Raw genomic sequence first — 19,902 nt, forward strand, 5'->3', positions numbered from 1 at the left:
GTTGGGTATCAGAACCTGAGCAACCTGGACCTTCGGGGGTACTGGGCGTTACCTCGACATGCTACATGTGATATGCGAACGATGTGATAAAGATCTCATTTCGAAAACGTGAGCTCTACCGCGCCTGCCGGCCACCAGACGCCCGGCTCGGGCCCGCCGTTGCACGGCCCATCGCTCTCGCCGGGTGGTTTGATCCACAGGTTCGTGTCGACGACGTCATCGCCGTAGGTGCCGCCGGGGTCGCCGATGCGCTGACCGGGCGGGTTGCACCAGTCTGAGCCGGCGGTCGCCGCGCCGTTGCGTGATGTGTCGATGATGGCATGCAGTCCGCCCAGGTGCGCGGAGACCTCGCGTGAGTATTCGAACTCGTCGTAGCTGGACTGGTAGTTCGACACGTTCGTCACGAATCCTCGGATGCGGTCATTCACGCCGACCGCGTCGATGAGCGATGCCGTCTCGGCTGCCGAATGCCATCCGCTGTGGCCGCCGTCGAGATAGATCCAGGTCGCGGGGGCCTCGAGAGCAAGCACCGCATCGCGCAGCTGCTCGACCCGATCATCGAGGTTGCCGCACTCGACCGCCAGCGAGAGGCTGTCCGGCTCGAGGATCACGATCTTCTCCAAGTCGGGCGCCGTTGCCAATGCGGCGCCGATTTCGGAGACCCAGGCGCGGTACTGATCGGGGGAGAGGCCGCCGGCTGAATGGTTGCCGCAATCCCGCTCGGGCAATCCGTACACGACGATCGCGAGCGCGGCACCCTGTGTGCGCGCCTGCGCCAGCAGCGCCGCGGTCGTCGCCCCCGCCGTCCCCAGCGGATCCTGTTCCGGCGTCAGCCAGTACGCGGTCGGCTGTGCGGCCAGGTATTCGGTGGCGGCGGTGGCGTCAGCATCCATCTCGATCGTCTTCAACGCCTGCTGAGCCTTCGACTGCTCCGGCGCGACCACGATCGTGCCGATGCCGGGCGGCTGCGCCGTGATCGAATGGAACCAGCGCTGTGTCATGGTGACCGCGATGGCAAGCCCTGCGATGATGGCGATGATCGCGACACCGGCGATGACCAGCCAGAGTGTCCGCTTGCTGAGCCACGGCTTGCGCCGGTTGCGACCACGCGTGCTAGACCGTGCCACGGACGCGCTCCCACCTATCGCCGCCGGCCGTCTGCGCTGACTGCGCTGCGGCACCGGCCAGCGCCACGAGCGTCTCGAAGTCGTAACCGGCCGCCGACACCGGAGCCCACCCCACGCTCGCTGACAGACGCAGCGCATATGGACGCGTGGCGTCGGACTCCGATACCCGTTCGAGCAGCTCGGTCAGCAGCTCGCGCACACCTCCCTGCGAGCGCGGCACCAGCACGATGATGCGCGTCGCTGTCATCTGATCGATGTCGGAAGACGCGGGGAAGACCGCGTTGATGTCTTTCGCGAACCTCTGGGCGACAGCGTTGAAGGCCGCCGTGCTGGTTGCGGTGCGGATCTCATCCGGGTCGTCGAGGCGGATGTCGAGCAGCGACCACCACTGCTCGTCCATCTCACGAGCGCGCTCGAGACGGGTGCGCACGGTGCTCTCGAACGCGCCGTGGGGAGCCATCGACGTCTCATCCGCGCGGATCGTCAGCAGCAGCGTCGTGACGAGGCCGCACACGGTGAACACTGTCACACCGAGCAGATCCAGCGAGCGGATGAAGGCGAGGCTCTCGTCGTTGCCGATCTCACCGACCGCGAGCAGGATGCCGTTGACGACCGTGACCACGGCGAAGACGACGAACACTCCCGCGACCGCCATCAGCGGAAGAGCCTCGTCACGCAGACGCGGGCCGAGCTTCGCCAGCTCCCATACGATCAGCGCGGCGAACACCGCCGACGCCGAGAAGAGCACTCGGAACGCGATTCCGTACACGTTGATGAATGTCGACCCCAGCAGCATCAGCGGCATCACCACGAGGAAGGTGCAGGCGACCCACACGTAGGGGCGGTCCCGTCGGCGATACGCGCGAACACCAGCCCACAGCAGGGCGATCGGCGTGATCGTCAGCGCAGAGCCGATCGCACGGAGCTGCTCGGAATCAAGCAGCTCATACGCCAACCAGACGTACGATCCGACCATCGCGATGACGAACGACGAAGCCCAGAGCACGGTTGCGCGCGAAGGCCTGGGCAGGAACCCGAGGGCGATGGAGATGATGGTGCCGAGAGTGGTCACGGCGATGACCGGCATCACGAACGCAGAGGTGATCATTCAGGTGTCCGTTCAGAAAAGATGTCGATCGGTGCGGACAGAAAGACGGTGAACTCGGTGCCCTGCCCGAGTTCGCTCGTCACTTCGAGTCGCCCGCCCTGGGCTTCGATGATGTCGCGCGAGATGCTCAGACCCAGGCCGGTGCCGGGGATGCCGCTCGCGCGTGCGGCCTCGGTGCGGAAGTCGCGCTCGAAGATACGAGGAATGTCCTCTTCGGCGATGCCGATACCGTTGTCGATGATCCGAAGTGCGACCTCATGCTGATTCGGGCGGTACGTCTGAATCACGACCTTGCCATTGTGCTGAGCGTACTTGATGGCATTGCCGAGAACATTGTCGACCACCTGCCGCACTCGGAAGGCGTCGCCGCACAGCGGGAGAGCCTCCTCCAGGAGAGGCTCGATCGTGACCCCGGACTCATCCGCTGTGGGGGCGAAGGCCTCGACCGAGGCGCGCGTCAGGTCGGTGAGATCGAAGTCGACATCCGCATCGTCGTTGCGTGCGCCGGGGGCAACGAGCGCCTGGTCGATGAGCTGCTGCATGCGGTCGCCCGCCCTCTCGACCACCTCGAGCTGCCTACGTGCGGATTCGGCGAGGTCGTCGCGCTCGAGCACCAGATCGATATGCCCGAGGATCGCGGTGAGTGGATTGCGCAGCTCGTGCGAGATGCTGCGACGTTTGGCGTCGTCGCGTGCGTGCTGATCGACGCTCTCGGTGACGTCCTCCACAACCAGCAGAAGGCCGTCGTTGGCGTACTGCCCGCTGCCGATGATCTTGGTCGACGTCTTCACCGCCCGCCACTGCCCATCAAGCCCGAACAGCCACACGATCTCGTTCTCGAACAGCTCGCCGCGTGCGGCGCGCATGAGGGCGGTCTGGTTCGCAGGCACGGCCTGGCCGCGGCGCTCGCGGTATTCGACGGCGTGATTGGGATGGAACTGTTTCGTCACATCGAGGGCATAGATCGTGCGGAACGCGTCGTTGGCTATCTCGACCAATCCGGTCGTCGTCAACCGAGCGAGGCCGATGCTCAGCGTGTCGAGCAACCGTGCGTTGCGGGCTTTCTGGTCGTTCATGCGCAGCACGGAATGCGCGAGCCGGTCGGATTGCGCGCTCAGCAGTCGTCGGGACGAACGGTTGCGCCGCGCCCCTACGGCGGTGATGATTCCGACGAACCCCAGCGTGATCAGCAGGATGATGACGTTGATCGTGGTTTCGGCCGTCACACCGAGCACGAGGAGGTTGAGGATGCGGAGCACGCCGATGAGGATGGGCGCCGCGATCATCGCGGTGACGGAGTAGAAAGTCGCGATCCAGGTCAACGGGAAGACCCACAAGAACGAGGCCGCGGCCGTATCTCCGGCCGCAATGAGGTCGATGGCGAAGATATCGAGGAGGGGGAGGACGAGGACGCCGGATGCTCCGATCCGATGCCAGGGGATCGCCAGCGCAGCGAGCGTCAGGGCGATGATGAAGATCATGCCGGCGGTGAAGCGCCAGTTGCCGAATCGCTCCGGGGTCAGCAGGGCGACGCCGAGCGCGATCGCCACGATGGTGAATGCGATGATCAGCTGCCACTGCCAGATCGAGCGGCAGCGGGCGTCGCCGTAATACCCGGTGCCCGACGGTGATGAGGCACGCGCCGTCTGCGGTCCCCTCATCATGAGCGACAGTGTATCGGGACGGGCGTCTCTTGCCGCGACGCGCGGCGCAGAGCGGGAAGCGTCGCGAGGCTGAGCAGCGCGAGCACCGCCGCGGACGCGTACAGCGCGAGGTAGTTGTCGCTCGCGCCGGAGATCGGATCGCTCTGGCCGATGCGCAGCAGCCCCGCGGCGACCAACGGCACCAGCACCTGAGGGATCGTCTCGGCGACGTTGAGCACACCGAGGTACGTGCCGGCGCGGCCCTCGGGAAGAACCCGCATAGCCAGTGCCAGATTGACCGCGAGGTAGGCACCGACCGCGAGACCACCGACAGCGGATGCGACCCAGAGCGCGATCGGAACCTCCGCAACGGCACGCAGCGACGCACCGGCGGCGAGCCCCACCGCGCCGCATACCAGGAACGGCATGTATCGATGCAGGCGCGACGCCCACGCTCCACCGAAAGCCGCTCCGACGACGATGCCTGCACCGCCGGCGACGGTGGCGATCATCGCGATCGGCGTCGCCGCCACCGGGTCTGACGTCATCCGATCGATGATCATGTACAACGTGAAAGCGGTCGCCAGCGAGAGCGCCGACTGCATCGCGAAGCGTTGCAGCCACACCGCAACGAAGGCCGGCGAGACGGGTGCTGCGCGCAAACCGCGCCGAGCAGCCCGCAGTGCGCTTGAGGCCCGATCGGGAACCGTCATCGCGACCCCGACGACGGCGAGAGCGGCGACTGGCATCACGAACGAGACGAGATCGACGTGGCGCGGCAGCAGCGCCGTGAGCACGAGCGGGGGGAGGACGCCGACGAATGCCGCTGCGGTGAATACCCCGGAGGCGGCAGCGCGACGACTCTCAGGCACGGTGTCGGCGAGCAGCGCGGCCGCCACGGCGAGAACCGCGTTGAAGGCGGTCTGCGTGCACACCCAGCTGATCATGATCGCCGGGAGCGAATCGGATGCCGAGAGCGCAGCGACGCCGAGGAGACCGGCGACCGTACCACCCAGCATCCAGGGCCTGCGCCTGCCGAGCTGTCCTCGCGTGCGATCCGAGAGCGCGCCGAACAACGGGTTCGAGATCAGCGCGGCCAGCCCGCCGAGCGTCAGAACCGTCGCGAGCGCCGTCGCGCGCTGATCGGGCAGCATCAGCGCGTCGATCTTCAGCGGGATGCCCGCCATGACCGGGGCGGCGAGCGAGCCCAACGCGACGAGGTTGACTGCGGCCAGCAGATATACCGAACGTCGCTCGCTGAGCCCCGCGTTCTCACCTGCCGGCATCGTGCACCCCTTCGTTCTTCGTCACTTCACTTCGCTCTTCGTCACTTCATCGCCGAAGAGCACTCTAGCTAGAGTGAGGGAATGGCAGCTCCGGGTCCGATCGCGACATCCCCGGCTGCATCGACGCCACTTGAGCGCCCCCGGCTGCTCTCCGCACTCTCATCTGCCGCGCCTCTCGTCGTCCTCGTGGGTCCGGTCGGCGCGGGAAAGACGATGCTCTTGCGGCAGTGGGCCGCGCAGCATCCGGACGTCGTCTGGGGTGCGCCGCACAGCATCCCGTACACGACCGGCGACGTCCTCATGATCGACGACGCCGATGCGCTGACCGAGAGCGACTGGATGCGCATCCGCGAGCTGCGCCGATCCCGGCAGGGGCTCGTCGTCCGCGCCGCCGCGCACACTCGCCGGGCCGTGCCGACCGGTGAGCACGCCGAATTCATCGCCGAGCTGGCCTTCACGGACCACGAAACCCGGGCGTACCTGTCGATGCGCGGGTCGCAGCTTGACGCTCGCGCTGTACAGCTCGCCACTCGGGGGCTGCCCTCGGCGGTCGGCGCCGTCGCCGCGCTGAGGACCGTCCGAGACGACATCGTGCAGGCGCTTCTGGCAGAGTTGCCGCCGGGCCCGCTGCCATCGCCGCACGCCACGTTCGCGATGCCCGAGGTGCTGACCGACGAAGTGGTCGCCGCCCTCGATGGACCGGCTGATTTCATCGCGGAGTGCGAGCGCGCAGGTCGTGGGGAGTGGGTGGCGGGTGCCGGTCACCCGCTGTTCCTACTCACCGCCCCGGTGCGCGCGGCGACGCGGAAGGTGCACCCGCCGCAGAACGCGCAGACTGTGCGGGAGCAGGCCGCGCAGACCCTGCTCGGTCAGGGAGCCTGGTACGGAGCGCTCGTCGAGGGCGTGGCCGCGGAGTCTCTCTCGGTCATCGACGGTGCGATCCGGGGCGGGGGGATGCCGCTGCTCCAGGCGCACGGCGCATCGATCATGGCGCTGCTGCGCGGCATCCATCTGTGGGAGCTGCGGCGCTGGCCGATCATCGCCATGGCGCAGGCCCTCATCTACAACGCTCGCCACGAGCACCGGTTGCGGGCCGCCGAGCTCATGGGCATCGCCCTCATCGGCGCGCGCACTGCTCCTGCAGGGTCCGCCGACCGCGCACTTCTGCGCGTGATCGAATCCGTGCTGCAGCGGCTGCTCGGCATCGGCGATGGCGGAGCGAAGGCGGCGCGTGCCGCGGCATCCATCCTCGGTGAGCTTCCGGCCGATGAGTATCGCGCCATCGAGGGGCTGCTTGGCGACCTGCACACGCATTGTGCGATCAGTCTCATGTACGCCGGTCACCTCGACGAGGCGGCCACCGAGTTCGAGCGGGCGATGCCGTACGCGGGGCGTCCCGGTATCCAGTTGATCTCGTTGGGCGGCGTCGCGGTGGTCCATGCGCTCGCCGGCGACCTCGGTTCGGCGCAGAGATGGGTCGACACGGCGCGCGAGCACGCGTGGGCCGACGACATCCTCAACGAGTACATGGGCAGCCTGCTGCACATGGCGCAGGCGAGGATCCACATCGAGCACGGTGAGCTCGACCGCGCCGACGCCGCGCTCGACAGCGTGTGGCACATCATCGACACCATCGAGCATTGGCCGCTGCTGGCATATCTTCGGGCGCAGATCGACATCTGCCGGGGCGAGGCGGATGCCGGGCTGGAGCGGTTCCGCGCGCTTCGCCGTTCCCGTGGTTCTCGGACCACGCGGTCGCAGACCCGGCTGCTCGACCTGACGGATTCTTCGTTGGCGCTCGCCGCCGGCGATCTTGCATCGGCACGCAAGCTCACGGTGCGCGCCGATGATGCCGCGCCGGTGGCGATCGGTGCGGTGCGGGCGCTCCTGTTCGACGGGCTGCACGAACGTGCGCTGCGGATGCTGGGAACGATCGCCGCCGAGACCCCCGATGTCCGGGCGCAGATCGCCGTTCTCGATGCGGTCGTGCTGCGGCGGCTCGGTCGCCCTATCGAAGCCACGGTGGCTGCGCGTCGGGCGCGCACGATCGCTGGCACGTATGGGTTGACGACGCCGTTCCTGCTGACCTCGGCGGAGGATCGGGAGCTGTTCGACCTGGACGTGCCGTGGCCGGCCTTGGACGCGCGCGGGTCCGTTCCTCAGCTCACCGAACGCGAACTGGTCATCCTCACCGAGCTGATCGACACCGCGAACGTGAACACGATCGCCGCCCGCCTGCACGTCTCGGCGAACACCGTGAAATCGCAACGTCGGAGTCTGTACCGCAAGCTCGGCGCGGCCTCGCGGGAAGAGGCGCTCGCCATCGCCCTCGGGCACGGGCTGCTCGCCGGCACCACTGCCTGACCCGCTGCGCCTCGGGCGCCCTGACAGGCGCGACACGCCGGGGTGAACTGCGGGGTGAATCTGACTCACCCGAGCTTTTGCCCTTGTGGCGCCTGGATAACGTCGCGACGGCAGTTACCCGACTGCCGCGCGTATGGGCATCTGATTTGCTGCGCGCACTTGGGGAGCAAAGAGGAGTCATTCACGTGAGACAACCACGTCCAGAATCATTGCCGCGCCGGCGTGCGCGCATCGCTGCGAAGGGGGCTGTGGCTGCGACTCTCGCGGCGGCACTGGCCCTCGGCGGGGCGACGACCGCTGGCGCGGTCGAATCCGACGTACCGGTGCAGCCGAACCCGCCGCTGGCAGAGCACTGCGCGATGGACTTCGCGATCAGCATCGACCTGTCCAACTCCGTCACCGACGCGCAGCTCTCGCAGACTCGTGAAGAGCTGAGCGGACTGGTCACAGCCCTCGAGGGGTATCCGGTCAAGATCGCCGTGCACACCTTCGCATCGAACGCGCCGGCATCGGCCGTACCTGCGAACGCACCGCTTCCGCTGACCTCGGTCGCCGATGCTGCCGGTGTCGCAGCGATCAGCTCCTACGTCAATGGAGTACAGCGCCCCACGAGCCAGCAGGGCGGCACCAACTGGGATCGCGGCCTCGCCGCCGTCACGGCATCCGAAGAGCACTACGACGCGTTGCTGTTCGTGACCGACGGCAACCCGACGCAATACGGCAGCCCCGCCGCCGGCCCCGGCAACAGCACCGACAAGCCCGTGCTCGATGCGGCAGTGCGCAGCGCGAATGCGCTCAAGGGCGAAGACACCCGGATCATTCCGATCGGCGTCAGTGACAACCTCTCAGGTGCTGCCCTCGCCGATTTCCGTGAGCACATCAAGCAGATCTCTGGACCCGTGGACGGCAGCGACTACTACGTCGCCGGATTCGACCAGCTTCAGGCGACTCTGCTTGACATCGTCAACGCGAACTGCGCCTCGATCGACCTCGAGAAGGCCGGAACGCTCGCTGCCGGCGGCATCGGCGCCGAGGGTGACACCGTGGATTACGCATTCACCGTCACCAACGACGGAGCGGTCACGCTCAAGAACGTGACGCTCACCGACCCCAAGCCGGGTCTGTCGAGCATCGAGTTCGGCACATGGCCGGGGGAGCCGGGCGTGCTCGAACCCGGGCAATCGGTGATCGCATCGGCGACGTACGACCTCACGGCCGCTGACGTCATCGCCGGCGAGGTCACCAATACGGCGACCGTCGCAGGCACGCCGCCCGCGGGCAAGCCCGTCACCGATGAGTCCCCGGCAATCGTCGAGCTTCCCGAGCTCGCCCCGGCGATCTCTCTCGTGAAGTCGGGTTCGCTCGAGGGCGACACCATTTCTTATGAGTTCACGGCGACCAACACGGGTAATGTGACGCTCACGGACGTCTCGATCACCGACGAGCTCGAGGGCCTGTCTGAGATCACTTACGTTGAGTGGCCGGCTGCGGAGGGCGTGCTGGCTCCTGGGCAGTCGGTCACGGCGACGGCGTCGTACACGCTGACGCAGGCGGATCGGGATGCCGGCGTGGTGGAGAACACCGCGACGACGACGGGAACCCCGCCGGTTGGCACCCCTGTCACGGACGAGGACGACTTCGACCAGCCCGTGTCGCAGGCACCCGGTATCTCGCTCGTCAAGACGGGCTCGCTCGAGGGCGACACCATCTCGTACGAGTTCACAGCGACCAACACGGGCAATGTGACCCTCACGGACGTGTCGATCACCGACGACCTGAAGGGCCTGTCGGAGATCACTTATGGCGAGTGGCCTGCTGCTGAGGGCGTTCTCGCTCCTGGCCAGTCCGTCACGGCGACGGCCACTTACACGCTGACGCAGGCCGATCGGGATGCCGGTGTGGTGGAGAACACGGCGACGACCACCGGGAACCCGCCCAGCGGAACGCCGGTCACGGACGAGGACGACTTCGATCAGCCCCTCGACTCGCGCCCGGGCATCTCGTTGGTCAAGACCGGTGCGCTCGACGGCGACACGATTTCGTATGAGTTCACGGTGACCAACATCGGCGATGTGACGCTGACGGGTGTGTCGATCACCGATGAGCTCGAGGGTCTGTCGGAGATCACTTATGGTGCGTGGCCTGCTGCCGAGGGCGTTCTCGCTCCCGGCCAGTCGGTCACAGCGACCGCGTCGTACACGCTGACGCAGGCTGACCGGGATGCTGGCGTGGTGGAGAACACCGCGACGACCACCGGAAACCCGCCGACCGGCACTCCTGTCACCGATGATGACGACTTCGATCAGCCGGTGCCGCAGAACCCCAGCATCCTGCTGGAGAAGACGGGCGCGCTCGACGGCGACACCATCGCTTACGACTTCACGGCGACCAACACGGGCGACGTGACGCTGACGGGTGTGTCGATCACCGATGAGCTGAAGGGTCTGTCTGAGATCACTTATGGTGCGTGGCCTGCTGCCGAGGGCGTTCTCGCTCCCGGCCAGTCGGTCACAGCGACCGCGTCGTACACGCTGACGCAGGCTGACCGGGATGCTGGCGTGGTGGAGAACACCGCGACGACCACCGGAAACCCGCCGACCGGCACTCCTGTCACCGATGATGACGACTTCGATCAGCCGGTGCCGCAGAACCCCAGCATCCTGCTGGAGAAGACGGGCGCGCTCGACGGCGACACCATCTCTTATGAGTTCATGGCGACCAACACGGGCGACGTGACGCTGACGAACGTATCGATCGCCGATGAGCTCGACGGCCTGTCGGAGATCGCCTACGGCGAGTGGCCTGTCACGGCAGGAACGCTCGCGCCCGGCCAGTCGGTCACCGCAACGGCGACCTACACGCTGATGCAGGCCGATCGGGATGCCGGCGTCGTGGAGAACACTGCCACGACGACGGGAACCCCGCCGACTGGCACACCCGTCACCGACGAGGACGACTTCGACCAGCCGGTGCCGCAGAACCCCAGCATCCTGCTGGAGAAGACCGGCGCCGTCAGCGGCGACACGATCTCGTACGCGTTCACCGTCACCAACACTGGCGACGTGACGCTGACCGGGGTGTCGATCACCGACGAGCTGAAGGGCCTGTCAAAGATCACTTATGGCGAGTGGCCTGCTGCTGAGGGCGTTCTCGCTCCCGGCGAGTCGGTCACAGCGACCGCGTCGTACGCCGTCACCGCGGGAGACCGCGCGGCCGGCAGCATCACGAATGACGCGAGCGTCACCGGCACCCCGCCCACGGGGCCAAACGTCGCCGATGAGGACAGCGTGACCACTCCGGTCGGCGCGCTGGCTGTCACGGGCGCCGAGGCCGCACAGTGGCTCGGTGTGAGCGCGATGGCCCTGCTCGTCATGACGATCGGTGCGGTCGCGATGATCCGTCGTCGTCGCGTGCAGGCGTAACCGATAAAGCAGAAGAGTATGCCCCGCGGCCCAGATGGGTCGCGGGGCATACTCATCGGGCGGGCGGCACTTCGGTGCCCGATACGATGGATGCCGTGACCACCGCCGACACGACAGCGCCACTATCGCCGTACCGCGAGATCGGAAGAGCGGAGTGGGCACGATTGGCCGCAGGGCTTGATCAGCCTCTGACTGAGACCGAAGTCGTAGAACTGCGCGGCATCGGCGATCGCCTGGACCTCACCGAGGTGCGCGAGGTGTACATGCCGCTGAGCCGACTGCTCAGCCTCTACGCATCCGCGACCAAGCGGCTGGGGGCTGCGACGAGCGCTTTCCTCGACGAAGAAGACGTAACGACGCCCTTCGTCGTGGGCGTTGCGGGATCCGTCGCGGTGGGGAAGTCGACGATCGCGCGCCTGTTGCGCGAGCTGATGAGCCGCTGGCCCGGCACGCCCCGAGTGGAACTGGTCACGACCGACGGGTTCCTGTACTCGAACGCCGAGCTCGAGCGCCGTGGGCTGATGGACCGCAAGGGATTCCCCGAGTCGTACGACCGCCGGGCCCTTCTGGAGTTCCTCACCGAGGTGAAATCGGGCGCTCCAGAGGTGCGCGCGCCGTTCTATTCGCACATGCGCTACGACATCGTGCCGGATGCTCGGGTCGTCGTGCGGCGCCCTGACGTCGTGATCGTCGAGGGACTGAACGTGCTGCAGCCGCCGCCCGCGCCCAACGACGTCGCCGTCAGCGACCTGTTCGACTTCTCGATCTTCGTCGATGCCGACACCTCGCACATCGAGAAGTGGTACGTGGACCGCTTCCTGGCGCTGCGGCAGGGCGCCTTCGCGAACCCGTCGTCGTACTTCAATGTCTTCGCGCACCTCACCGATGCCGAGGCGCGCGCGACCGCGATGGGGTACTGGAACGAGATCAACATGCCGAACCTGATTGAGAACGTGATGCCGACCAAGCACCGCGCGACCCTCGTGCTGAACAAGGGCTTGGACCACAACGTCGAGAGCGTGCTGCTGCGCAAACTGTGAATGGGCTTTTCGTTCGGAACCCTCAGGGGTTCGTTCGGAACCCTCGCAAAATCTGCCGTTTATTCTTGACACCATGTGTGGAATCGTCGGATACGTGGGCCCTCGCCCCAGCCAGGACATCCTTATCGCCGGGCTTGCCCGCCTCGAGTATCGGGGGTACGACTCGGCCGGCATCGCGGTGATCGATGCGGATGGTCACCTCGGCATGCGCAAGAAAGCGGGAAAGCTCGCAGCCCTGCGCGATTCGCTCGCCGACGCACCACTGCCTGATGGTGCAACCGGCATCGGCCACACCCGCTGGGCCACCCACGGCGGACCCACCGACGTCAACGCGCACCCGCACCTGGCCGACGGCGGCAAGCTGGCCCTCATCCACAACGGCATCATCGAGAACTTCGCGCCTCTCCGCGATGAACTCGCAGCCTCGGGCGTCGAGTTCATCAGCGAGACCGACAGCGAGGTTGCTGCAGCCCTCCTCGGACGCGAATACGCCAAGAGCGGCAACCTGCAGACCGCGTTCCAGAACGTCGTGAACCGTCTGGAAGGCGCGTTTACCCTCCTCGCCATGCACCAGGATCACCCGGGCCTCGTCGTCGGCGCTCGCCGCAACTCTCCGCTGGTGATCGGTCTCGGCGAGGGCGAGAACTTCCTCGGGTCCGATGTCGCAGCCTTCGTCGAGCACACCCGCAAGGCGCTCGCCATCGGCCAGGACCAGATCGTCTCGATCACCCCCTCAGCAGTGACGGTGACCGACTTCGAGGGCAACCCCGTCGAGGCCGAGCCCTTCGACGTGTCGTGGGATGCCGCCGCCGCTGAGAAGGGCGGCTGGTCATCGTTCATGGCGAAGGAAGTCGCCGAGCAGCCCGAGGCCGTCGCGAACACCATCCTCGGTCGCGTGCACGATGGCCAGGTCGTGATCCCCGAGCTCGACGGGCTCGACGAGCTCTTCATCGGAATCAACCGTGTGATCATCACGGCCTGCGGCACAGCATCCTATGCCGCCCTCGTCGGCAAGTATGCGATCGAGCAGTGGGCGCGCGTCGCGACCGACGTCGAGCTCGCGCACGAGTTCCGCTACCGCGACCCGGTGATCGGTGACGACACGCTCGTCATCTCGATCAGCCAGTCCGGCGAGACCATGGACACGCTCATGGCCGTCAAGTACGCGCGCGAGCGCGGTGCGCGCACGCTGTCGATCTGCAACACCCAGGGCGCGACGATCCCGCGCGAATCGGATGCCGTCGTCTACACCCACGCCGGCCCCGAGGTCGCCGTGGCATCGACCAAGGCGTTCTCGGCGCAGATCACTGCGTTGCTGCTGCTCGGCCTGCACATGGGGCGCGTGCGCCAGGTGCTGACCGATGACACGGCCGTCTCCGAGCTGGCGGACCTGCCGGCCAAGATCGCACAGGTGCTCGAGAAGGAGCACGACCACGTCTCGCAGCTCGCGAACTGGATGGCAGACACCCGCTCGGTGCTGTTCCTCGGCCGCCACGTCGGCTACCCGATCGCTCTCGAGGGAGCGCTCAAGCTCAAGGAGATCTCGTACATCCACGCCGAGGGCTTCGCCGCCGGTGAGCTCAAGCACGGACCGATCGCCCTCATCGAGCCCGGCCAGCCCGTGTTCGTGATCGTGCCGTCGCCGCGTCACTCCGCGCTGATCCACTCGAAGGTCGTCTCGAACATCCAGGAGATCCGCGCCCGCGGCGCCCGCGTCATCGTCATTGCCGAAGAGGGGGATGCCGCAGTGCTGCCGTTCGCAGACGAGGTCATCCACATCCCGCTCGCCGCTCCCATGTTCGAGCCGCTGCTCACGGTCGTGCCGCTGCAGATCTTCGCCATGGCTCTGGCTACCGCCAAGGGCCTGGACGTCGACCAGCCCCGCAACCTCGCGAAGTCGGTCACGGTCGAGTAGCCCCGGACGGATGGCTATTTGCCCGGCTTGACACCCGTCAGTGCGGATCACGCCGGTCGGCCTAAATCCCGGCATCCGGGCTGACGGGCGTAATCGAGACTGACAAGTGTCGGGCGGGCGCGCAATCAGTCGACTGGACGCTTGCCAGCCCTGACACCCGTCAGCGCGGATTACGCCGGTCGGTCTAATTCCCGGCATCCGGGCTGACGGGCGTGATCGAGACTGACAAGTGTCGGGTGGGGGCGCGTAGGGCGGGGTGGCGTGGCGCAATCAGTCGCGTGCGCGCTCGAGCGCCGCGAGGATCGCAGCGAGCACGCGGTCCCAATCGTGAATGATGAGTGCGTAATCGAAGCGCAGGCTTTCGTATCCAAGGGCGGATGCTTCGGCATCCCGCACGAGATCCTTGTGGCGCCATTCGCCGGTGTGATTCAGCTTGCCATCGGCCTCGAGGATCACGCGCCCACCGATGACGAAGTCCACCCGTCCGACGCCGTCGATCTGCACCTGGCACTCCAGGCTCAGACCGAGCAGATGCAGGCGCAGCCGCAGGAGCGATTCCAGGCCGCTCTGGGCATCGGGGCGGGCAAGATCCAGTAGCCATCGCGCGGTGACCGGCAGCTCTCGCCGGATGCGATCGCGATCAGAAGCTCCGATCAGCCGCAGATTCCACGCGGACTCGTACGCCGCGAAAAAGGTCTCGTGATCAGCGCAGCGATACAGATGGACCAACGCCGCGGCAACCGGGGCGATGCCCAGCCCCGCTGTGCCGGGCGTGTAGTGCGGCACGCACTCGCACTTGCCGTGATGGCGCCGACCCGCAGTGCCCATCCACACATGAATCTGTTGGTCAGCGGGAATCAGAAGCCAGACGCCATATCGCTCCAGTGCGCGCGCACACGTGAGTGCTCCGCCGTGTGCAGCGGCCGTCGTGATCGCGGAGTCCAGCCCCGGCAGCGCATACACCCCGGTGCGGATTCGGCAGATGGACTGAGTGCGCGCGGCATCCGCGAGCTGGGTGCGCGTGCACCCGAACGTCTGAAGCTGCGTGCCGCGGGCAATCCCGTCGAAATGCGCGAGGAGCTGGTCGGGCTGAAGCATGCTCACAGCATGTCTGGAACGACGGCGGTGCCGATGTCGTTCTGTCGGGAATGTGGACAGATCATGGAATCCAGCGATTGTGCAGGACAGGTCGCGCGCGCGGCATATCCGTTCATCCGCCAGTCCGGTGCGCGGCATCCGCCTCATCCGTCAGTCCGGATCACACTCGTCAGTCCGGATGCCGGGATCCAGCCCGGCAGGTGTGATCCAGACTGACGGGTGTCGGGGGCCGCCGCCATCCGTGCCCGCGGGACCCGGGCCGGTAGGCTGGAGCCGTGATCATCGGGACCGGCATCGACCTCGTCGACATCCCGCGGTTCGAGCGCACGATCTCTCGCACCCCGCGGCTGATGGAGCGTCTGTTCGCCCCGACCGAGCGTGCACTCAAGCTCCCCTCTCTCGCCGCCCGCTACGCCGCGAAAGAAGCGCTCATCAAGGCGCTCGGTGGCTCAGACGGCGTGCACTGGACCGAGATCGAGATCGGGTCAGAAGAGTCTGGCAAGCCGTACTTCCGCCTCACCGGCACCACCGCCGACGTCGTCGAACAGCGGGGGATCACCAGCCTGCACCTGACGATGTCGCACGACGCGGGGCTCGCCACCGCATTCGTCATCGCCGAGCACCTCGATGAGCGCAGCGCCGAGCGCATCGAGAACGCGGAGGGAGCAGCATGACCGTCCCGTTCCGCGAGGCGACCATCGACATGGATGCCATCGCCGACAACACCCGGCACTTCCGCAGACTCACCGGGGCCGACGTCATCGCCGTCGTCAAAGCCAACGCATACGGCCACGCCGCGGCGCCCGCAGCGGTCGCCGCGCTCTCCGGAGGAGCGACCAGACTCGGCGTCGCAGAGATCGCCGAGGCCCTCGACCTGCGTCGCCAAGGCATCAACGCCCCGATCATGGCCTGGCTGCACGCGCCAGGTGAACGATTCGAGAGCGCCGCAGAGCAGCGCATCGAAGTGGGCATCTCGTCGTTCGACCAGCTCGAGGCGGCCGGTGCCGCGGCCGGCTCCGGCGGCGTCCTCGGCGTTCACCTCAAACTCGAAACCGGCCTGTCGCGCAACGGCATCCCGCCGAAGGACTGGGCGCGCGTGCTCGCCGAAGCGGCCAGGCTCGAGCGCATCGGCCGCATCCGCATCGTGGGTCTGTTCAGTCACCTCTCCAATGCGTCGGATGCTGATGACCGCGAAGCGCTCGCCCGGTTTGCAGAGGGCACCCAGCTCGCCGCATCCCTTGGCATCCACCCCGAGATCCGGCACATCGCCGCAACAGCAGCGGCGATCGATCTGCCGGAGGCCCGTCTCGACGCGGTGCGTATCGGCATCGGCCTCTACGGGCTCTCGCCGTTCGACGACCGATCGTCCGCCGAGCTCGGGCTGCGCCCTGCCATGACCCTGCGCGCATCCGTCGCCGCGGTCCGGCGCGTTCCGGCAGGCGCTGGCGTCTCATACGGCTATGACCACCGCACGACCGGCGACACGACGCTCGTGCTCGTCCCACTCGGCTATGCCGATGGCGTGCCCCGGCAAGCATCCGGTCGCGGTCCTGTCACGATCGGTGGGCGTCGTTTCACGGTCGCCGGCCGTGTCGCGATGGATCAGTTCGTTGTCGACGTCGGCGACTCTCCCGTCTCGGTGGGGGATGAGGTTGTGCTCTTCGGCGACCCGACGCTCGGAGTTCCCTCGGCCACGGAATGGGCGAACGCCGCCGGCACCATCAACTACGAGATCGTCACGCGGATCGGCAACCGCGTGCCGCGGAGGAGCGCGTGAGCATCGACCCCGCCTTCCTCGGACGCCGTGAAATCACGACCGCAGACGACATGGAGCGGCTCGGCTTCGTCATCGGCGAGCAGCTCGTCGCGGGCGATCTGCTCGTGCTCACCGGACCCCTCGGCGCGGGAAAGACCACCTTCACCCGGGGGCTCGCCGAAGGACTCGGCGTGCGCGGCCCCGTGCAGAGCCCGACCTTCGTCATCGCCCGCACCCATCCCTCCCTCGTCGGACGCGCACCGCTCGTGCACGCCGACGCGTACCGGCTCGGCTCGGCAGCAGAGCTCGACGACCTCGACGTCGACCTTGCCGGCTCCGTCGTCGTGATCGAGTGGGGGCGCGAGATGGCCCCTGCGATCGCGGACGCCTGGTGGGACATCGAGATCGAACGCCCCGTCGGCGGCGACGAAGAGCTCGACGATGAAGATCTGGATGCTGACGCGCCCCGAGTCGTGACGATCGACCGCGTCGCGCGCGCGCCGACTACCCTGGAGAGGTGATTCTCTCCGTCGACACCTCGCTCGGAACGGCCGTGGCCCTCATCGACGCAGACGGCCGTGCGCGGGCGACTGCCGAAAGTCCCGACCCGCTCGGCCACGCCGAGGTGATCGGCACCCTCCTGCACCAGGCGCTCGCCGATGCCGGGGTGGGCGAGATCACCCATGTCGTCGCGGGCATGGGCCCAGGACCGTTTACGGGACTGCGGATCGGCATCGCCGCCGCGCGTGCGTTCGCACTCGGTCGCGGCATCCCCGTCATCCCCGTGCCCAGCCACTTCGCCGCCGCCCTCGTTGTGATCGACCCTTCGACAGGCTCAGGGATCGATTCGACAGGACCGGTCGCTGAGCCTGTCGAAGCGTCGACAAGACCGGTCGCTGAGCCTGTCGAAGCGTCGGCAGGACGGTTCGCGATCGTCACCGATGCCCGCCGCCGCGAGGTCGCGATCTCCATCTTCGACGGGGTGGATGCCGACGGCATCCCAAATCTCGTAGAACCCACCGTTCTCGTGCCCAGAGCTGATTCGGAAGAGCGGCTGCGTGGCATCCATGCGATCGAGGTGGCGACCCTCGATGCGGCAGCCCTGGCGCGGGTCGGCCTGCGCGCGGCGCGGGCCGGACGCGTGCTCGCCGACGCCGAGCCGCTGTACCTGCGTCAGCCCGATGTCACCGTCCCCGGTGCCCCGAAGCGGGTGAACTGATGACGATCCGTCTGGCCACCCCCGACGATCTCGATGCGATCATGGCGATCGAGAACGCCTCCTTCCCCCGCGACGCATGGAGCAGCGAGGCGATGGCGGCAGAGCTCGCCACGGAGTACAGCCACTACATCGTCGATGAAGAAGACGACGGCATCATCGGGTATGCAGGACTGCGGTCGATCCGGGGCAGTGCGGATGCTGACATCCAGACGATCGCGCTCATCGAAGCACGCAGGGGAGAGGGGCGAGGCCGCGCAATGCTGCGGACGCTGCTCGCCGAAGCATCCGCCCGTCGCGCCCGAGAGGTGTTCCTCGAAGTGCGTGCAGACAATCCCGCAGCTGAGGCGCTGTACCTGTCAGAGGGGTTCGAAGAGATCGGCCGGCGTCCCCGGTACTACCAGCCAGACGATGTGGATGCGATCGTGATGAAGGTGAAGCTGTGAGCCCGGAACCCCTCGTCCTCGGCATCGAGACGAGCTGCGATGAGACCGGCATCGGCATCGTGCGAGGTCGCACGCTGCTGTCGAACACGATCGCCTCCAGCATGGACGAACATGCCCGCTACGGCGGCGTCGTCCCCGAAGTCGCTGCCCGCGCGCACCTCGAAGCCCTGCAGCCGTCGATCGAGGCTGCGCTCGCTGAAGCGCAGGTGCGACTGGAAGACCTCGACGCCATCGCCGTCACCAGCGGACCAGGCCTTGCCGGCGCACTCATGGTCGGCGTCGGTGCGGCCAAGGGCCTCGCGGTCTCGCTCGGCAAGCCGCTGTACGCGGTGAACCACCTTGTCGGACACATCGCTGCCGACATCGTGACACCGGACTCCGAGCCGCTGGAGTATCCCACGATCGCCCTGCTCGTCTCGGGCGGGCACACATCGCTCCTGCACGTGCGCGATCTCACCACCGACGTCGAGCTGCTCGGTGAGACGATCGACGACGCCGCCGGTGAAGCGTTCGACAAAGTGGCGAGGCTCCTGTCACTGCCGTATCCGGGGGGGCCCGAGATCGACAGGGCAGCGGCCGACGGCAACCCGAAGGCGATCCGCTTCCCACGCGGGCTCTCGAAGGCGCCGGATCTGGTGAAGCACCGCTACGACTTCTCGTTCTCGGGGCTGAAGACCGCCGTGGCCCGATGGATTGAGCGCTGCGAGGCCGCCGGAGAGCCCGTACCGCGCGCAGATGTCGCCGCGAGCTTCCGCGAGGCCGTCGTCGACGTGCTCGTCACCAAGGCGCTCGCCGCCTGCGCCGATCGGGGCGTGCCTCGGTTGCTGCTCGGCGGGGGAGTGATCGCCAACAGACGACTGCGCGAAGTCGCGCTGGCCCGTGCCGCAGAGGCCGGGGTCACCGTGCGGATTCCACCGCTGTCGCTGTGCACCGACAACGGTGCGATGATCGCCGCGCTCGCCGCTGACCTCATCGCCTCGGGCCGTCGGCCCTCGACGCTCGAGTTCGGTGCGGACTCGACACTGCCGGTGACCGAGATCCAGATCGCCGAGCGCGCCTCATGACCAATACCCCAGAGTCCCCGCAGCCCGCACGCCTGCCCGGCGCGCGCCGCGAAGAGTACACGCGCATGCCGACTGGTCCGATCGGCCTGGAATCGACCATCAGCAGCGGGCCGACAGAGACCGGTGGGATGCCGGCGGTGCAGTGGGACCCGCAGTCTCTCGAGCCCGTCGATGACAATTCCCGCCTCGCTCCGTGGGCGCTTCTTGCGGCGATCGTGGCGCTCATCGCATCGTGGTTCGTCGGGTGGGGCATCCCGCTGGCGATCATCTCGGTCGTCGCGGCGATCATGTCGCTGCGGCGTCCGGTCGAAAGCCGCGCGATGGCGACATGGGCGCTCGTGCTGGGAATGGCCGCCACGATCTTCAGCCTCGGATGGCTCATCTGGGCGGGCATGCAGTTCGAACAGTTCGGATAGT

General features: G+C 67.3%; 16 protein-coding genes. 11 read left to right on the top strand and 5 right to left on the bottom strand.

Features of this window, described 5'->3' with window-relative positions; translation table 11 throughout:
• Positions 1-95 precede the first annotated feature (95 nt).
• From ACN0RC_RS00145 to ACN0RC_RS00160, 4 genes are read right to left on the bottom strand one after another with little or no spacing between them, the layout of a single operon-like run.
• Positions 96-1,127, bottom strand: coding sequence for a glycoside hydrolase family 6 protein (locus tag ACN0RC_RS00145; protein WP_417508037.1), 1,032 nt, complete (start codon positions 1,125-1,127; stop codon positions 96-98).
• A complete protein-coding gene (locus ACN0RC_RS00150; RefSeq protein ID WP_417508038.1) occupies positions 1,114-2,235 on the bottom strand; it encodes a hypothetical protein in 1,122 nt (373 codons plus the stop codon). The genes ACN0RC_RS00145 and ACN0RC_RS00150 overlap by 14 nt, the downstream gene beginning before the upstream one ends.
• Positions 2,232-3,899: a sensor histidine kinase gene (locus ACN0RC_RS00155; protein ID WP_417508039.1), complete on the bottom strand. Its 1,668-nt coding sequence runs from the start codon at positions 3,897-3,899 to the stop codon at positions 2,232-2,234. Before ACN0RC_RS00155 ends, ACN0RC_RS00150 begins: the two co-directional genes overlap by 4 nt.
• On the bottom strand, positions 3,896-5,164 hold the full coding sequence (locus tag ACN0RC_RS00160) for an MFS transporter (RefSeq protein ID WP_417508040.1): 1,269 nt from the start codon (positions 5,162-5,164) through the stop codon (positions 3,896-3,898). The genes ACN0RC_RS00155 and ACN0RC_RS00160 overlap by 4 nt, the downstream gene beginning before the upstream one ends.
• Positions 5,165-5,245: 81 nt before the next feature.
• Here ACN0RC_RS00160 and ACN0RC_RS00165 point away from each other — a divergent pair, with 81 nt between their 5' ends.
• The 4 genes from ACN0RC_RS00165 (at position 5,246) to glmS (ending at position 13,905) form a co-directional block, all read left to right on the top strand.
• Positions 5,246-7,528, top strand: a complete 2,283-nt coding sequence (locus tag ACN0RC_RS00165; protein WP_417508041.1) for a LuxR C-terminal-related transcriptional regulator — start codon at positions 5,246-5,248, stop codon at positions 7,526-7,528.
• A gap of 248 nt (positions 7,529-7,776) precedes the next feature.
• Positions 7,777-10,950: a hypothetical protein gene (locus ACN0RC_RS00170; protein WP_417508042.1), complete on the top strand. Its 3,174-nt coding sequence runs from the start codon at positions 7,777-7,779 to the stop codon at positions 10,948-10,950.
• Positions 10,951-11,036: 86 nt separating this feature from the next.
• Entirely contained in the window at positions 11,037-11,990 is a 954-nt protein-coding gene (gene coaA, locus ACN0RC_RS00175; protein WP_417508559.1) for a type I pantothenate kinase, read from the top strand.
• Between the two features lie 73 nt (positions 11,991-12,063).
• Positions 12,064-13,905, top strand: coding sequence for a glutamine--fructose-6-phosphate transaminase (isomerizing) (gene glmS, locus ACN0RC_RS00180; RefSeq protein WP_417508043.1), 1,842 nt, complete (start codon positions 12,064-12,066; stop codon positions 13,903-13,905).
• 270 nt (positions 13,906-14,175) lie between these two features.
• On the opposite strand, the gene ACN0RC_RS00185 is transcribed toward glmS, so the two are convergent.
• Positions 14,176-15,003 carry an endonuclease domain-containing protein gene (locus ACN0RC_RS00185; protein ID WP_417508044.1) on the bottom strand — a complete coding sequence of 276 codons (828 nt, stop codon included), beginning with the start codon at positions 15,001-15,003 and terminating at the stop codon, positions 14,176-14,178.
• Positions 15,004-15,278: 275 nt separating this feature from the next.
• Here ACN0RC_RS00185 and ACN0RC_RS00190 point away from each other — a divergent pair, with 275 nt between their 5' ends.
• Genes ACN0RC_RS00190 through ACN0RC_RS00220 form a run of 7 tightly spaced genes read left to right on the top strand, consistent with a single transcriptional unit; the run spans position 15,279 to position 19,901 of the window.
• Positions 15,279-15,677 carry a holo-ACP synthase gene (locus tag ACN0RC_RS00190; RefSeq protein ID WP_417508045.1) on the top strand — a complete coding sequence of 133 codons (399 nt, stop codon included), beginning with the start codon at positions 15,279-15,281 and terminating at the stop codon, positions 15,675-15,677.
• Entirely contained in the window at positions 15,674-16,780 is a 1,107-nt protein-coding gene (alr, locus tag ACN0RC_RS00195) for an alanine racemase (RefSeq protein WP_417508046.1), read from the top strand. Before ACN0RC_RS00190 ends, alr begins: the two co-directional genes overlap by 4 nt.
• A complete protein-coding gene (tsaE, locus tag ACN0RC_RS00200) occupies positions 16,777-17,280 on the top strand; it encodes a tRNA (adenosine(37)-N6)-threonylcarbamoyltransferase complex ATPase subunit type 1 TsaE (RefSeq protein ID WP_417508047.1) in 504 nt (167 codons plus the stop codon). Before alr ends, tsaE begins: the two co-directional genes overlap by 4 nt.
• Positions 17,277-17,978 carry a tRNA (adenosine(37)-N6)-threonylcarbamoyltransferase complex dimerization subunit type 1 TsaB gene (gene tsaB / locus ACN0RC_RS00205; RefSeq protein WP_417508048.1) on the top strand — a complete coding sequence of 234 codons (702 nt, stop codon included), beginning with the start codon at positions 17,277-17,279 and terminating at the stop codon, positions 17,976-17,978. The genes tsaE and tsaB overlap by 4 nt, the downstream gene beginning before the upstream one ends.
• Positions 17,978-18,421, top strand: a complete 444-nt coding sequence (gene rimI, locus ACN0RC_RS00210) for a ribosomal protein S18-alanine N-acetyltransferase (protein WP_417508049.1) — start codon at positions 17,978-17,980, stop codon at positions 18,419-18,421. Before tsaB ends, rimI begins: the two co-directional genes overlap by 1 nt.
• Positions 18,418-19,485, top strand: coding sequence for a tRNA (adenosine(37)-N6)-threonylcarbamoyltransferase complex transferase subunit TsaD (tsaD, locus tag ACN0RC_RS00215; RefSeq protein WP_417508050.1), 1,068 nt, complete (start codon positions 18,418-18,420; stop codon positions 19,483-19,485). Before rimI ends, tsaD begins: the two co-directional genes overlap by 4 nt.
• Positions 19,482-19,901 carry a hypothetical protein gene (locus tag ACN0RC_RS00220; protein ID WP_417508051.1) on the top strand — a complete coding sequence of 140 codons (420 nt, stop codon included), beginning with the start codon at positions 19,482-19,484 and terminating at the stop codon, positions 19,899-19,901. The genes tsaD and ACN0RC_RS00220 overlap by 4 nt, the downstream gene beginning before the upstream one ends.
• The last annotated feature ends 1 nt before the right edge of the window (position 19,902 follow it).

The sequence above is a fragment of the Microbacterium sp. genome, assembly GCF_048259935.1.
In the GTDB taxonomy this organism is placed as follows: Bacteria; Actinomycetota; Actinomycetes; order Actinomycetales; family Microbacteriaceae; genus Microbacterium.

Coding starts and splice junctions, on each gene's coding strand:
- glmS (WP_417508043.1), top strand. CDS start 12,064: ATGTGTGGAATCGTCGGATACGTGGGCCCTCGCCCCAGCCAGGACATC.
- ACN0RC_RS00155 (WP_417508039.1), bottom strand. CDS start 3,899: ATGATGAGGGGACCGCAGACGGCGCGTGCCTCATCACCGTCGGGCACC.
- coaA (WP_417508559.1), top strand. CDS start 11,037: ATGGATGCCGTGACCACCGCCGACACGACAGCGCCACTATCGCCGTAC.
- ACN0RC_RS00160 (WP_417508040.1), bottom strand. CDS start 5,164: ATGCCGGCAGGTGAGAACGCGGGGCTCAGCGAGCGACGTTCGGTATAT.
- rimI (WP_417508049.1), top strand. CDS start 17,978: ATGACGATCCGTCTGGCCACCCCCGACGATCTCGATGCGATCATGGCG.
- ACN0RC_RS00185 (WP_417508044.1), bottom strand. CDS start 15,003: ATGCTTCAGCCCGACCAGCTCCTCGCGCATTTCGACGGGATTGCCCGC.
- ACN0RC_RS00150 (WP_417508038.1), bottom strand. CDS start 2,235: ATGATCACCTCTGCGTTCGTGATGCCGGTCATCGCCGTGACCACTCTC.
- ACN0RC_RS00220 (WP_417508051.1), top strand. CDS start 19,482: ATGACCAATACCCCAGAGTCCCCGCAGCCCGCACGCCTGCCCGGCGCG.
- ACN0RC_RS00165 (WP_417508041.1), top strand. CDS start 5,246: ATGGCAGCTCCGGGTCCGATCGCGACATCCCCGGCTGCATCGACGCCA.
- alr (WP_417508046.1), top strand. CDS start 15,674: ATGACCGTCCCGTTCCGCGAGGCGACCATCGACATGGATGCCATCGCC.